This is a genomic window from Streptomyces canus, assembly GCF_041435015.1.
Classification (GTDB): domain Bacteria; phylum Actinomycetota; class Actinomycetes; order Streptomycetales; family Streptomycetaceae; genus Streptomyces; species Streptomyces canus_G.
This window is the reverse complement of record NZ_CP107989.1, coordinates 4,981,748-4,996,081: the sequence shown is the minus strand read 5'-3', so window position 1 is coordinate 4,996,081 and position 14,334 is coordinate 4,981,748. Positions and strand designations below refer to the sequence as shown.

General features: G+C 71.4%; 13 protein-coding genes. 9 read left to right on the top strand and 4 right to left on the bottom strand.

Annotation, left to right across the window (positions count from 1 at the left end):
- Positions 1–281 precede the first annotated feature (281 nt).
- Both OG841_RS22660 and OG841_RS22655 read left to right on the top strand, forming a co-directional pair.
- Positions 282–932, top strand: a complete 651-nt coding sequence (locus OG841_RS22660) for a DUF4328 domain-containing protein (protein ID WP_371566716.1) — start codon at positions 282–284, stop codon at positions 930–932.
- Positions 933–1,042: 110 nt separating this feature from the next.
- Positions 1,043–2,137 carry a sugar ABC transporter substrate-binding protein gene (locus tag OG841_RS22655; protein WP_328639835.1) on the top strand — a complete coding sequence of 365 codons (1,095 nt, stop codon included), beginning with the start codon at positions 1,043–1,045 and terminating at the stop codon, positions 2,135–2,137.
- A 7-nt stretch (positions 2,138–2,144) separates the two neighbouring features.
- On the opposite strand, the gene OG841_RS22650 is transcribed toward OG841_RS22655, so the two are convergent.
- A complete protein-coding gene (locus OG841_RS22650; RefSeq protein WP_167347980.1) occupies positions 2,145–2,303 on the bottom strand; it encodes a hypothetical protein in 159 nt (52 codons plus the stop codon).
- A 181-nt stretch (positions 2,304–2,484) separates the two neighbouring features.
- Here OG841_RS22650 and OG841_RS22645 point away from each other — a divergent pair, with 181 nt between their 5' ends.
- The 3 genes from OG841_RS22645 (at position 2,485) to OG841_RS22635 (ending at position 5,712) form a co-directional block, all read left to right on the top strand.
- The gene (locus OG841_RS22645; RefSeq protein ID WP_371566706.1) at positions 2,485–3,690 is read left to right on the top strand and encodes a sensor histidine kinase; all 1,206 of its coding nucleotides are present in this window, start codon (positions 2,485–2,487) and stop codon (positions 3,688–3,690) included.
- Between the two features lie 341 nt (positions 3,691–4,031).
- Complete coding sequence (locus OG841_RS22640) at positions 4,032–4,691, top strand: response regulator transcription factor (protein WP_328639837.1); 660 nt, start codon at positions 4,032–4,034, stop codon at positions 4,689–4,691.
- Positions 4,692–4,815: 124 nt separating this feature from the next.
- Entirely contained in the window at positions 4,816–5,712 is an 897-nt protein-coding gene (locus OG841_RS22635) for a CPBP family intramembrane glutamic endopeptidase (RefSeq protein WP_328639838.1), read from the top strand.
- 142 nt (positions 5,713–5,854) lie between these two features.
- Here OG841_RS22635 and OG841_RS22630 read toward each other — a convergent pair whose 3' ends face one another.
- Positions 5,855–6,202, bottom strand: a complete 348-nt coding sequence (locus tag OG841_RS22630) for a hypothetical protein (RefSeq protein ID WP_328639839.1) — start codon at positions 6,200–6,202, stop codon at positions 5,855–5,857.
- A 122-nt stretch (positions 6,203–6,324) separates the two neighbouring features.
- Here OG841_RS22630 and OG841_RS22625 point away from each other — a divergent pair, with 122 nt between their 5' ends.
- Genes OG841_RS22625 through OG841_RS22615 form a run of 3 tightly spaced genes read left to right on the top strand, consistent with a single transcriptional unit; the run spans position 6,325 to position 8,324 of the window.
- Positions 6,325–6,972, top strand: coding sequence for an RNA polymerase sigma factor (locus OG841_RS22625; RefSeq protein WP_371566703.1), 648 nt, complete (start codon positions 6,325–6,327; stop codon positions 6,970–6,972).
- On the top strand, positions 6,969–7,967 hold the full coding sequence (locus OG841_RS22620; protein ID WP_371566701.1) for a CU044_5270 family protein: 999 nt from the start codon (positions 6,969–6,971) through the stop codon (positions 7,965–7,967). The genes OG841_RS22625 and OG841_RS22620 overlap by 4 nt, the downstream gene beginning before the upstream one ends.
- 36 nt (positions 7,968–8,003) lie before the next feature.
- Positions 8,004–8,324 (top strand): antibiotic biosynthesis monooxygenase family protein, encoded by a 321-nt coding sequence (locus tag OG841_RS22615; RefSeq protein WP_059208317.1) that lies wholly within the window; start codon positions 8,004–8,006, stop codon positions 8,322–8,324.
- A 45-nt stretch (positions 8,325–8,369) separates the two neighbouring features.
- Here the strand turns inward: OG841_RS22615 and OG841_RS22610 are convergent, their stop codons facing one another.
- Complete coding sequence (locus OG841_RS22610) at positions 8,370–9,938, bottom strand: carbohydrate-binding protein (protein ID WP_328639842.1); 1,569 nt, start codon at positions 9,936–9,938, stop codon at positions 8,370–8,372.
- Between the two features lie 126 nt (positions 9,939–10,064).
- Between OG841_RS22610 and OG841_RS22605 the strand changes: the two genes are divergently transcribed.
- Positions 10,065–10,682 carry a phosphoribosylanthranilate isomerase gene (locus tag OG841_RS22605; protein ID WP_371566698.1) on the top strand — a complete coding sequence of 206 codons (618 nt, stop codon included), beginning with the start codon at positions 10,065–10,067 and terminating at the stop codon, positions 10,680–10,682.
- 591 nt (positions 10,683–11,273) lie between these two features.
- Here the strand turns inward: OG841_RS22605 and OG841_RS22600 are convergent.
- Entirely contained in the window at positions 11,274–14,123 is a 2,850-nt protein-coding gene (locus OG841_RS22600; protein ID WP_371566695.1) for a golvesin C-terminal-like domain-containing protein, read from the bottom strand.
- Positions 14,124–14,334: the final 211 nt, after the last annotated feature.

Genomic DNA, 14,334 nt, shown 5'->3' with positions numbered 1-14,334 from the left:
GCGGGGCCGACCGGGCTCGCTTCCTGCCCTTCCGCGGGACCCACCGGGCTCGCTTCCCGCCTTTCCGCGGGGCTTGCCGCTCCTTGCCGTGCCACCCGGCCCGCCGGGCTGCGCGTTCCACCGCCTTTGCGCCGCCAGGGCCCGCCGGGGCGCGCTGTTTCCCCACCCGGGCCCGCCAAGCACCCCGTTTCTCCGCCGGACCACCCGAGAACGTCCGCGTGAACCGATCACCGGGTTCGGGACGATGAGGGGGTGAACCGATCGTTCCGAAGGGGGACTTCGTGAGTGAGAACACCGTCCGGCCCGCCGTGCACTCGGCGCGTGGCTCCGCCCGCCTCGCCGTCGCCGGGCTCGGGCTCGCCGGTGCCGCCTATGCGCTGCGGGCCGTGTGGGACATCCGGCTCGCCGTCGCGGGGGAACCCGCCTCCGGTCCGCCGAACCAGGGCGAGGGCCGGCACCGGCCGCTGAACGCCCTGGAGGACTCGTACCACCTGGTCAGTACGGCCGGAGGCCTCCTCACGCTGGTGTGCGCGGCCCTGTTCATCGGCTGGCTGGGGCGGATGCGGGACAACGCGCGGGCCCTGTCCGGCGAGCGCCCGCGCTACTCCGGCATCTGGGTCTACGCCGCCTGGATCGTGCCGATCGCCAACCTGTGGATCCCGCGCGGCATCGTCGCCGACATCCACCACAAGAGCGCCCCGGACCGGAAGCTGCCCGTCGTCGTGAACGTGTGGTGGGCGCTGTGGCTGGTCGGCATGGTCACCGGCGTCGGCCTGATGTACGACGGCGACACCGACGACCTCATCGCCCGCGCCTACCACGGCGTGACCACGCTGCTGGTCGCCGACCTCGCCGTCGTCGGCGCGGCCGTCGCCGGGATCCTCATGGTGCGCGCGCTGACCGCCGTACAACTTGTGCACATCGAAGATTAGTTGCGTACGTCGAGTGGCGATCCCTTGAAGGAAATCGTCAGGGTGTTTGATCGGGATAGAGGGCACTTACTGTTGCGCCTACGTGACAGCCCCCCACCCACAGGATCGCCATGCGCCCCATCCCCTCCGTCATGGCCGTCTGTGTGTCGGCCCTTCTGCTCACCTCCTGCGGGGTGGGCAGCAGCGACACCGCGGTGAGCCCCAAGAAGGGCAACGACATCACGCTGGGTCTGCTGCTCCCCGACCGGGACACCAGCCGCTTCGACCGGTTCGACTACCCGCTCATCAAGAAGGAGGTCGCGACCCTCACCCGCGGCAAGGGCAAGGTCAGTTACGCCAACGCCGGGGCGAGCGAGAAGCGGCAGAGCCGGCAGTTCCAGCAGATGGTCGCCGACAAGGTGGACGTGATCCTGGTGGACGCGGTGGACGCCAAGGCGATCGAGCCGGATGTCCAGAAGGCGAAGGACGCGGGCATACCCGTCATCGCCTACGACCGGCTCGCCCAGGGCCCCATCGACGCGTATGTCTCGCACGACAACGAGCTCGTCGGCGAGGTGCAGGGCCGGGCCGTCGTCGAGGCGCTCGGTGACAAGGCCGAGACCAGCAAGATCGTCATGATGAACGGCTCCCTCGCCGACCCCAACACCGCCCTGTTCAAGAAGGGCGCGCTGGACGAGCTCAACGGCAAGGTCGTCATCGCCAAGCAGTACGACACCAAGGACTGGCTGCCGTCGGTCGCCAAGGCCAACATGAAGGCGGCGATCTCCTCGTTCGGACTGAACAACATCGCCGCCGTCTACTCGGCCAACGACGACATGGCGGGCGCGGTCATCGACGAACTCAAGGAGGCGGGGGCCACGAAGATCCCGCCGGTGACCGGGCAGGACGCGAGCCTCGCCGCGGTGCAGCGGGTCGTGTCGGGTGAGCAGTACATGACCGTGTACAAGTCCTTCCTGCTGGAGGCGACCAACGCGGCACAGATCGCGGTGTACAAGATCCAGGGCCGCGGCCTCCAGTTCGACGCGCTCATCCGCGACAAGGTCGACAGCCCCACCCAGAAGGACATCCCGTCCCTGCTGGTGCCGGTGGTCGCGCTGACCAGGGACAACATCCAGCAGACGGTGATCAAGGACGGCGTGTACACCGTGAAGCAGATCTGCACCGCCGAGTACGCGGCGGACTGTGCGGCGATCGGCCTCAAGTAGGCGTTGCTCAGGGGCCGGTGCGCAGTCGTCGTACGACAAGGGCGGTGGCCGTCAGCGCGGTGACCGTGCCGAAGGCCAGGTGCACCGCGGTGTCGGCGGGGGTGAAGGACGCCACCGCGTTGCCGAGCACGCTGAGGACGAGCAGGGGCCAGAGAAGAAGGTTCACGGGGTACTCCAAGTGGCTCGGGTGTTCTCGGTGGTGACGACGCTACGAGGCGGAGCCCGGTCCGGCCGATCCAGCGGTCCGCCCGGTCCGGGGTACAGCAGGCTGTACTTTCCGGCTCCCGGCCGTGATCCGAACTCCTTTTCCGCCTAGGGTCGTTGTCCTCCAGCCAGAGGGGGTTCGGATGGCCACCGCCGACGTCAAGCGCCTTGCCGTGGGGACCGCCACGACCGCGGCCGCCGCGCTCGGCCAGCTGGTCTCCGGACTCGGTACGGCCGTCCTGGCGCCGTTCGTGCTGCTGTGGCTGGTGCTGGCGCCCGGCGGGGTACGCGTGCTGCACGCCCTGGCCGGCATGGAACGCGTCCGGCTCGCGCGGTGGGGCCCCGAGGTCATTGCCCCCGCGCCCCCGCCGACGCGGCTGTGGGCCGCCCTCGCCGACCCCACGACCCGGCGTGAACTGCTGTGGCTGGTCCGGCATCTGGCCCTGGGCCTGCCGCTGGGGCTGCTGGGCTTCGTCCTGCCGGTGCTCGCCGTACGGGACGCCGCGTTTCCGCTGTACTGGCGGCTCACCCCGAAGGACGCGACCGCCACGTCCATCGGGGTCGGCGTCGCGCACTCCTGGCCGGACGCCCTGGCCGTGTGCCTGCTCGGCGTGGGCTGGATCGCCATCATGCTGGGGCTCACGCCCGGCATGGCACGGCTCCAGGCGAACCCGGGGCGCCGGCTCCTGTCGGCCGGTCCGGACGCGGATCTCTCCCTGCGCGTCGCCGAGCTGACCGCCACCCGCGCCGCCGCGCTGGACGCCCACGCCACCGAACTGCGGCGCATCGAGCGCTCGTTGCACGACGGCACCCAGAACCGGATCGTCACGGTGACCGTGCTGCTCGGGGCCGCCCGCCGCATGGTCGCCCGCGATCCGGCCGGGGCCGACGAACTCCTGGAACGGGCCCAGTCCGCGGCCGAACAGGCGCTGGCCGAGCTGCGGACCGTCTCCCGCAGCATCCTGCCGCCGGTGCTCGCGGACCGGGGGCTGGCCGGGGCGCTCACCGGGCTCGCGGCGGAGAGCGCGGTGCCCTGCACGGTCGATGTCGAGGTGCCGCGGCGGTGTGCGGCCTCCGTCGAGGCGACCGCCTACTTCGTCGTGGCCGAGGCACTGACCAACATCGCCAAGCACAGCGGGGCGTCCCGGGCCACGATCACGGTCCGCGCCCCCGGCTCACGGCTCCTGCTGCGGATCACGGACGACGGCCGGGGCGGCGCCGACGAGCACGCCGGCTCCGGCCTCACCGGCATCCGCCACCGCATCGCCGCCCACGACGGCACCCTCCACCTGACGAGCCCACCGGGCGGCCCGACGGTACTGGAGGCGGATCTGCCGTGCGGTGTGTGACCGGCGGCGCGGTCGCGTGTGGTGACGCCCTGGGCTTGGCGGGCCCGCCTGGGGGTCCGTCGGCTGGGAGGTGGGTGTGCCGTGCGGTGTGTGAGCGGCGGGGCGTGGCGGGACGGGTGCGAGGACGCTGTTCGCTCGGCTGGCCCGCCTGGGGGCTCCGTCGGCTGGGGAGGTGGATCCGGCGTGCGGTGTGTGACGGGGTTCGGGGCTGCCGGTAGGGGCTCCGAGCGGCTGTTTGTGACTGTGCGCACCGCCGTGCGCGGTGTGGCGCGGCCCTGTGAGGACGTTGTTCGCCCGGCGAATGTGTCGGGTGGCCCGATGACCCTGGAGAAGGACCTGCCATGCGGATCGTGATCGCCGAGGACGACCCTCTGCTGCGGGAGGGGCTCGCCCTCCTGCTGCGTGCCGAGGGGCTGGACGTGGTCGGCACCGCCGACACCGCCGAGGGGGCGCTGGACGCCATCGACGCGCACAAGCCCGACGTGGCCATCCTCGACGTACGGATGCCGCCCACGCACACCGACGAGGGGATCCGCGCGGCCGTCGAGGCCCGGCGGCGCAGGCCGGAACTCGCCGTCCTCGTGCTGTCCGCCTACGTCGAGCAGAGCTTCGCGACCGAGCTGCTGACCGGCGGGGTCGGCGGGCTGGGCTATCTGCTCAAGGAACGGGTCGGCCGGGTCGAGGAGTTCCTCGACGCGCTGCGCCGGGTGGCGTCCGGCGGCACCGCCATCGACCCCGAGGTCGTCGCGCAGTTGTTCACGCGGTCCCGTCAGGACGCGCGACTGGAGCGGCTCAGCCCGCGCGAGAAGGACGTACTCGCCCTGATGGCCGAGGGGCTGGGCAACAGCGCCATCGCGGAGAAGCTGTTCGTGACCGACGGGGCCGTGCACAAGCACATCCGGAGCATCTTCGCGAAGCTGGACCTGGCGCCCACGGACCACGTGGACCGGCGGGTGGCGGCGGTGCTGCGCTACCTGGAGGACGCGCGCCGGGCCCGCTGAAGTACAGCCTGCTGTACCGGGAGTCGGGGCGTGCGCGGCAATGATCCGAGGGCGCCGCGCTGGTGTGCTGGAGCCATCACATCAGCCCCCTCCGAAGGGATCCGCGGTGAGCGTCCAAGTCCCCGTGAGCACCGACACCGGCACCGAAAACCGACCCGCTCCGCAGGCGGCCGGCGGCCTGCGCGGCAGCATCCGCCGCAACCCCCTGACCTGGTTCTTCACACTGGCCTTCGCACTGAGCTGGGCCGCCTGGACGCCGTACGTCCTCTCCGAGAACGGCCTCGGCGTCTGGCACTTCGCCTTCCCCGGCTCCGGCGGCGCCACCCAGCTCACGGGCGTCCTGCCCGGCGCCTACCTCGGCCCGATCGCCTCGGCCCTGCTGGTCACCGGGATCACGGAGGGACGCGCGGGGCTGCGGACCTGGCGGGCCAGGATGACCAAGTTCAAGGTCGGTTGGCGCTGGTACCTGGTCGTCCTGCTCGCGGTGCCGGCCACGCTGATCCTCGCCTCGGCCGCGCTGGCCGGCCGCGGTCCCGCACTGCCGCCCGCGATGGTCCTCGCCGCCTTTCTCCCCGGACTGCTCATCCAGATGATCACCACCGGTCTCGCGGAGGAGCCCGGCTGGCGGGAGTTCGCGATACCGCGGATGCAGCGCCGCTACGGCCCTCTGAAGGCGACCCTCCTCGTCGGCGCGCTGTGGGGCTGCTGGCACCTGCCGCTGTTCCTCACGGAGTGGGGCGGCGGGCCGCATGTGGCGTGGACCGTGCCGGTGGAGTTCATCGCGATGACGATCACGTTCAGCTGCGTGATGACCTGGGTGTTCAACAAGTCCGGCGAGAGCATGCCGCTGGTCATGCTGCTGCACACCGGCGTCAACAACTTCTTCTCGATCGCCTCGTCGGACATGTTCCCCTCGCTGTCCGACGGTGACCTCGCCCACGCGCTGCTCCTCAGCACGACGGCGGCGGCGCTGATCCTGCTGGCCGCGACCCGGGGCCGGCTGGGCCTGCCCGCACGGTGACGCGCACCCACCGCACACGAACGGGCTCCCGGCGCCTCCCTCGTCGCCCCGGGAGCCCGTTCCGGTGCTTCCCTTGATGCTGTTCGTCGCTCGTGCCGGATCGGATGTCGTCGCGCCGCAGAAATGTCGACGGGGCTCGCGGCTACTTCGGCGCGCCGCCCGCGAACTGGAGGGAGATGTGCCGCAGCACCTCCGCGGAGGTGTCGGTGCGGCCCGCGTCGTGGACCTCGGCCAGTTGCACGAAGGCGAACGCGAAGCAGTTGGCGATGCTCGCGATGGCGGGCCCCAGCTCCTCGGCCACGGCGTCCGCCGCCGCGAGGCCACTGGCGTCCGCGGGCAGGTGGATCCGTGGGAGGGTCTCCACGAGAAGCGCGGAGATCGCGCCGGTCAGCGAGGCCTGCCGGTCGGGGTGTTCGCGGACCTGCCGTCGCATCTCCAGTGCCTCGGTGAGGATGCCGACGACGTTCTGCATGACCTCTCGCTGCTCCATGGACGCAGCGTAAGCGCTCCGCGGGGAGGCTTGTGCGGGGCGATGCCGGCGGCGTGTGTCGCAGGGCAGGTGTGTGGCGCAGAGCACAGGAACTCCGGGTCGCGGTGCGGAGCGTTACGGGTGTGAGGGAAACAGAAGTGGCGGAACCGGACCGGGCGCGGATTCGGGCCGGGGACCGGGCGGCGTTCGGGGAGTTGTACGACCGGTACGCGCGGGCGGTCCACAACCACGCCCTGCGGCTGACGGGGAACTGGGCGGAGGCCGAGGAGGCGATGTCCGAGACCTTCCTCGCCGCCTGGCGGACGAGGGAGACGGTGGAGCCGGAGGGCGGCTCGCTCAAGCCCTGGCTGCTCGGCATCGCCACGCACAAGGCGTACAACGCCAACCGGGGTCTGCGGCGCAGGCTCGCCTTCCTGGCCCGCAGCCCCGAGCCGCGCCCGGTCGAGGACTTCGCCGAGGAGACGGCGGGCAGGATCGACGACGCCCGCCGACTGGCCGTCGTGCACCGGGCGTTGGGCCGGCTCGGACGGCAGGACCGTGAGGTGCTCGCGCTGTGCGTGTCCGCCGGGCTCGACTACCGGCAGGCCGCCGAGGCGCTCGGCGTCCCGGTCGGCACGGTGCGCTCCCGGCTGTCCCGCGCCCGGGCCCGGCTCGCGCGACTGAGCGGGGAGGAACAGGGGCGAACCGGGACGGAACCGCCCGCGGTCCACGGAGAGATGGAGAGTGAGGCCGCGCTCGCGGCCCTGTTCCTGCGGGAGGAGACCCGATGAGCGAGGCCGAGGAGCTGTTGTCGACCCCGGCGGAGTGGGACCTCCCGCCGGAGCGCCACCGTCACTTCAAGGACGTACTGATGCAGCAGATCGATCACGACACAGCGGTCACGCCTCGGCGGAGCCGGTTCCTGCGGCCCGCCGTACTGGTGCCGCTGGCCTCCGCGGCCCTGGCCGGCGCCCTGCTCGTGACCCTCTCCGTGGACGGCCGTGGCCCGGCGACCGGGCCCGCCCCCTCCGCGACCACGGCCGGCGCCTCCGTCACCCTCAACCGGATCGCCACGGCCGCCATGGCCAGCGACACGGTCCGGGTGCGGGACTACCAGTTCGTGTACGTCAGGACGCTGGTGCGCGAGAACATGGGCGACTTCAGCGGCCCCGTGCGGCTCGGCGCCCTGCACACCGAGGAGCGGTGGACCTCCCAGGAGCCCGGCCCGCTCCGGGTCACCGGGTGGATCAAGGCCAGCGGCAAGGACGCGATCATGCCGGACCAGATGCTCCCCATCGAGTCCCCCGATCCCCGTCCGGCGGGTGTCGACCACCCCACCTACCGCTGGCTGGCCTCGCTGCCCACCGACCCCGACGCCCTGCTCGCCAGGCTCCGCAAGGAGGCCAGGCCGGCCGAGGGCGAGTCACGGGACCAGGCGGTGTTCTCCCTGATCGGCGATCTGATCGGCGGCACCATCATGCCGCCCGCGAACGCCGCGGCCTTCTACAAGGCGGCCGCGAAACTGCCCGGTGTGCGGGAGATCCCCGACGCCGTCGACGCGGCCGGCCGGCACGGGATCGCCATCACCCTCGACGACACCGGCTTCGCCACCCGCGACGAGTGGATCTTCGACAAGGAGACCCTCGCCCTGCTCGGCTCCCGCTTCTACGTCACCGACCCGGACCGGGGCATCACGACCGAGACCCTGTTCGGCACCACCGCCGTGATGCAGACGGCCGTCGTCGGCGGGAAGGGCGAGGTGCCCGCCCGGGCCGCGGCACGCTGACGTCCCTCCGATGCCCTTTGGCGCACAATGGGCGCCATGAGCATCGTCAAGATCAACGTACTCACGGTCCCCGAGGAGCAGCGCGAGACGCTGGAGAAGCGGTTCGCCTCCCGCGCGGGGACCGTCGAGAACTCCGACGGATTCGAGTGGTTCGAGCTGCTGCGGCCCGTCGAGGGCACCGACACCTACCTCGTCTACACGCGCTGGCGTGGCGAGGAGGACTTCCAGAAGTGGATGTCCGGGATGGCGCAGGCCTCGCACGGGGGCGGCGGCGAGCAGGGCCGCCCCAGGCCCGCCGCCTCCGGCTCGACGCTGTGGACCTTCGAGGTCGTCCAGCAGGCGGCGCCCAAGCAGTGACGGCGAGGGGACCCCGGGCACGGATCCCGGGGTCCCCTCGGTGTCCTACAGCGTGACCTGCTTGCCGCCGAAGGTCACGACCAGGCTGCCGTTGGAGGCGAAGGACCAGCCCAGGGCGCCCGCGTAGGTGGAGCAGCGGGAGCCGTTGGTGCCGGACCAGAACTGGTTGGAGCCGTCGGCGTCACCGGCGTACCGGTCGTTGCCGCCGCTGTTGCACGAGGTGTTGCCGCGGAAGACCGAGGTGCCGGTCTCGAAGTTGAAGTTGCGCTCGGTGTTGGCGACGGAGACGTTGCTCGTGATGGTCATCGAGCCGGGGTTGCTGTTGTAGGTGAACCCGTGATGGCCGTTGCCGTAGGCGACGCTGTGCTGCACCACGTGGTTGACCGCGATGTCGTCGCCGCCCAGTTTGTAGCCGTTGCGGTCGCCGTTGCCGGCCTGGGAGCCGTCGCTGAGCGTGCCGTTGCCGTAGGACAGCGAGTACTCGATGGTCACCGGGCCGATCGCACCGGTGTCGGTCTTGGTGTAGAGGTCCCAGCCGTCGTCGATGTTGTTGTGCGAGACGGCGTACCGGAACACGTTCCCGGTGCCGGTGGTGAGCTTCGCGGCGAAGCCGTCGGCGTCCTCGCCGTCGGAGTCGGCGTTGTCGTGGGACTCGGCGCTCAGGATCAGGTTGTTGGCGGGCCACTGGCTCGCCGGGGTGGAGGAGGCGATCCGGCCCAGCTGGAGCCCGGTGTCACGGTTGAAGCGGGTCACCGTGCGCTCGACGACGTTGTTGCTGCCGCCGACGTAGATGCCGTTGTCCCCGGCGCGTTCGACGACGAGGCCGTAGATCTTCCAGTAGTTCGCGTTGAGCTGGATCCCGCGGTTGGTCGAACTCTCGCTCTGCGCGGAGAAGTTGAGCACCGGAGTCTCGCCAGGGTAGGCGGAGAGCGTGGTGCGTGCGGACGAGGTGCCGTTGCTGCCGGCCGGGATGGTCACCGTCGAGGAGTAGGCGTACGTCCCGCCGCGCATGTAGATCGTGCCGCCGGCGGAGATGCGGCTGATCGCCGAGGTGAGGGTGGTCGGGGCGGTCACCGTGCCGGCCGCGCCGTCGGTGCCGCTCGGTGACACGTACAGGGCGCTGCTCGACGGCGGGGTCGTCGTGCCGGACGTCTCGGCGTCCAGGTAGTCGACGTTGGGCAGGCCGTTCGCGCTGGTCGGGTTCAGCCGGACGGTGTTGCTGCCCGCGTTCACCGGGACGGAGAGTGTCTTCGTGGTCCAGCCGGTCCAGGTGCCGGTGGACTCGAAGGACGCCGACGAGACCGTCGAGCCGTTCACGATGATGTCCGCGGGGCGGGCGGTGGTGGTGCCGTTGGCGAAGCGGACGCTCAGGGTCGCCGTGCCCGATGCGGGTGCGGACACGGTGAACTGGGCGTAGGCGCCGGTGGCGTTGGTGCCGTTGCAGAATCCGCTGCCGGAGTAGCCGGCGTACTCGGTCTCGACGGCTCCGGTGCAGGTGGCGGGCGCCGTCTCGGCCTCGTAGCGGGTGGTGGCGGCCTGGGCTGTGGTGCCGGACAGTGCGACGAGCGTGCCGGCGATGAGGCCGACGGATGTGATGACTGGTCTCAGGTGCATCGTTCGTCTCCCTGGTGTGCGGCGACGGGGGCACGTACCGTTCGGAAGGTAAGCGCTTGCCATGGTCGCGTCAACGGTTACGTATGTGATCGTTGTTCATGGACGCGAATTGGATACGGTGGCGGCATGACGCTCTTCGTGAAGATCTGCGGCCTGAGGACCGAGCAGGACGTCGACACGGCAGTCGAGGCCGGCGCCGACGCCATCGGGTTCGTCTTCTCCGACAGCCCGCGCCGCATCGACCCCGCGACGGCGGCGCGGCTGGCCGCCAGGGTCCCTGAGAGCGTTGTGACGGTGGGGGTGTTCCGCCGCGAACCTCTCGAGTACGTACGGTCCGTGGCCGCGGAGTCGGGCATCGGGGCCGTCCAGCTGCACGGACCCGAGGACCGCGACTACTACGCCGAACTCGCGTCCGGCGGCTGGACCCTGATCCGCGCGGCCGCCTTCGGCGACTCGGTGCCGCGCTGCGGGGAACTGGGCGAGGACATGCTGCTGCTCGACGCCCCGGTGCCGGGGTCCGGCATCGCCTGGGACTGGTCGCGCAAGCAGGGGGCCGGGGCCGGGGAGAAGTGGCTCCTGGCCGGGGGCCTCACGCCGGAGAACGTCCGGGAGGCCGTCGACGTCACCCGCCCCTGGGGCGTCGACGTCTCCAGCGGCGTGGAGGCAAGCCGGGGCGTCAAGGACCCGACCCTGATCACCGCCTTCGTCGAGGCCGCCCGGGCCGGGGCCCACACCACGGGGTGACACCCTGAAGCCGCGGGGGCCTGCCGTGCGATCAGCCAGGTCGGGTACGGCCGCGACCTCATCGGTCGAGCGGTGACGTGGGGTGACCTGGCCGGTGCGTGCTCGCGGGTCGGCCGCTGGCGGGTGCCGCCTCGGCCCGTTCGTGGGTTGACCGGTGCCGTCGGCCGGCCTTGGTTCGTGAGTCGGCCGTTGACCGGTGAGGTCGGATGGCCTGTTCGTCGGCCGGCCGGTGTCGTCTGTCGATGTGTGTCCGTGGGTCGGCCACCGGCTGGTGCTGCCCCGGCTCGTTCGTGGGTTGGCCGGTGTCGTCGGCTGACCCGTGTCCGCGGGTTGGCCGCTGTCCGGTGCCGCCTCGGCCCCTTCGTCGGCTGGCTGGTGCCGTCGGCAGCGCGTGTTCGCGGATCGACCGTTGACCGGTGTCGTCCGTCGGTCTGTGGCCGTGGAGCTGCCGTCGGCCGGTGCCGCCTCGGCCCCTTCGTGAGGTGGCCGGTGTCGCCCGTCGGCCCCCGACCGATCCGCCGTACACGCCGCAGCGCCCGCCACCGGTCAGGTCGACCGACGGCGGGCGCTGCGGAGTCCGCTCCCGCGGGGTTACTTCTGTGCGGACGGGGACGGGGACGGCGTGTCCGTCGGGACGAATGCCAGCGCGTCCCAGGCGATCGAGGCGTCGCCGGTGCCGTCCGCCGTGGCCGAGGTCAGTGACACGCTCGGGGTGCCCTTGAACTCGTAGGAGCCCAGGGAGACCCAGGTGTTCTTGCCGCCGGTGTCCTGGGAGATCGTCTTCTCCACGACCGTGCCGTCACCGACGTCGATGCGATACGTCGCCGACGGGGTGTTGGCCTCGTGGTCGGGCAGGTGCACCATGACCTCCGCCCAGCCGCCGATCTTCCGGTCCGGCGTCCAGGTGCCGGTGACGACCGAGTCGGTATAGCTCGGCACCCGGGTGTGGGTGAGCCAGAAGTGCCCGCCGAAGCCCGCGCCCAGCTGATGGAAGTCGATCTTCGAGGGATAGACGGTCGCGCCGTTCTGCTGCGCCGACCCGAAGGTGAACTTCAGCGTCCCCCGGCTGGTCCAGTTCTTCTCGCCCGCACAGGGGTTGGCGCCACCTACCCGGAACTTCACCGTGTTCGGCACGTCGTCCACGATCAGCGCGTTCGCCGGGAGCGTGGACGCGCAGGCCGCCGGGTGCGGGGCCGCGACCGTCGGCTCGGGGTCGGTCGCCTGGTACTTCAGCACCTCGGTGCCGCAGGTGGCCGTGCAGTCCGTCCAGCTCACCGGCTGGTTCCACCAGCACTTGAAGTCGTCCCGCTGGCAGGGCCCCTCGGGCTGGGTCGACCCCTCGACCTTGCGCGGCTTGGTGATGTCGCAGTCGTTGAGCGTGGGCTTGCAGAACGTGTCGTGCGGCGGCTGGGCGTCGGGCGCGTTGCCGGTGGGCCAGTCGCCGACGGTGAACGCCCTGACGGTCGCCCCGGTCGCCGGGTCGGTCTTCTGCTGGGAGTAGGCCGCCCAGCCGAGCACCCGCTCCGGGTACGACCACAGGTTGGGGTTGCGGGCGTCGTCGTAGCCGGACGACAGGAACATCTTCCGGTCGGCCGGGTAGAGGCCGTTGGCCGGGTTGTTGAACCAGCCCAGGCCCCAGGGGGCGGTGGCGTCGGTCGAACTGGGCAGGTTGAAGCCGCTGTTGTAGGCCCACAGCGCGAGCCACCAGTTCTCCAGGTACTGCGGGTCGCCGCCGTTGACGAGCAGACCCTTGTCGTACAGCTGGTTCCACTTGTCCTGGAGGATCTGGAGCCCCGCGGCGATGTTGGCCGCGTAGTCCACGGTGATCGCCTGCTGCTGCTCGGCGGTGTAGGTGGTGTCCGCCGTGGCCATGCCGCTGGTCACCTGGGAGATGCCGTAACCGCAGTCGGCGGCAGCCCAGTTGACGGTGTGGACGCTGCCGGCGTTGCCGTAGTAGCCGCCCTGGATGAAGTTGCTGCTCTCACCCGCGGCCGCCCGGGAACTGGCCTGGAGCAGGTTGGACTCCTGGGAGAGCACCCCGAGCATGATCTGCGCGGGCACCCGGCCGCCGCCCTTGAGCGCGGTGGACGGGAACAGGCCCTGCGGGGTGTACGAGGGGAGTTCGCTGCCGTTCCAGCCGCTGCGGCGCCGCACGTCGAGCTTGCCCTGCACGGCGAGGTCCGTCGCCCACTCGGCCTGCGCGGTCGAGGGCTGGAGCGACTGGAGCTTCGGGTCGTTGCGGGTGACGGCGCAGGCGCGGTCGGGGTCGGTGGTGGAGGTCGACGGGTCGTCGTCGCCGGGGGTGATGCTGTTGGTGTGGATCCCGTCCGTCAGCGCCGGGGACTGCTCGTCGCCCTGAGTCCCCTTCGGCACCCTGGGCTTCACACGGAAGCCGACGCTGGTGTCGGAGCCGGGCAGCACCGCGTCGATGCCGACCGCCTGGGCGATGTCCGCGGCGGCCTTCCTGCCGCCGGCCGCCTCGGTGCCGTTGCCGACGGAGGTCAGCGCGAGGTCGCCGGTGGTGGAGACCTCGGCGGAGGCCGGCACGTCCAGCGTCTGCCAGCTCTTCGGCAGGGCCGACACGGCGTCCTCGGCGTCCTTGCCGGTCACGAAGACCCGGCCGCCGTTGCCGTGCACCGCGAGGGCGCCGAGCGCGCCGGAGCCGAGGAGCCTGTCGGAGCCCGCCGAGGTGACCCGGCGGACCTGCACCTTCTTCCCGGCCGGGACCTGGTAGGCGAGCCCGCTGTGTGCGTCCGGCACCAGCCGGAACGGCGTGCCGTCCGTCCTGGCCAGGGTGCTGGTCGCACCCTTGGCGTCCACCGAGACCACGGAGTCGCCCCGGGCGGCCGCGATCTTGTTCCCGAAGGGCACGGCGGAGGTGAGCTGACCGGCGACGGTCTGCTGCCGGACCAGCTCTCCCTTCCGGGCGTCGACGGTGAGCAGTTGCGTGCCGTCGCCCTCGGGGCGGGTGAGGACGGCCTGTTCGCCGTCGCCGCAGCCGGGGTTGAAGTAGGCGAGGGAGACCAGCTCGGGCAGCTTGGTCACGGTGCCGTCGGCCAGATCGACCACGGCCGCGAACGCTCCCTGCTGGAAGCCCTGTTGGTCGTTGACGGCCTGCCGGGGCGCGTAGACCACGACGGCACGGTCGCCGGACCCGGTCACACAGGTCTGGCCGATCCACTGGTCGGTGTCGATGCCCGGCTCGGACAGGGTGGCCGCGGTGTGCCACGTGTAGGCGTCGGCCGCGTCGGCGACCAGGACGTGCAGTCCGGTGCCGTCACCGTCGTAGGTGACGATCCGGTCGCCGGACTTCTGCCAGCCGGACGGCAGTTGGGAGGTGTCGGTGACACGGTCCCCCGGTGTCGGGGTGGTCGGGTCGGAGGGGCTGGTCAGGGCCGCGGAGGCGAGAGGGGCGACGAGGGCCAATGCCAGTACGGACATGCCCGAAGCCGCGAGTATTCTCCCGCGTCGGCTTTTCGGCACCCAGCGGTGCCTTCCTCCTGGATATTCACGAGTGGTGCGCAAGGAATTCCGCCTGGATTCATTTGTGAAGGTCAGGTACCGGCAACGACGTTCCCCCAGGCCGGTGACGCGGAAGTTATCAGTCCGCCATGACGGCAACGGGAGTTCGAGGTGGGCTACCGGGCGGTAT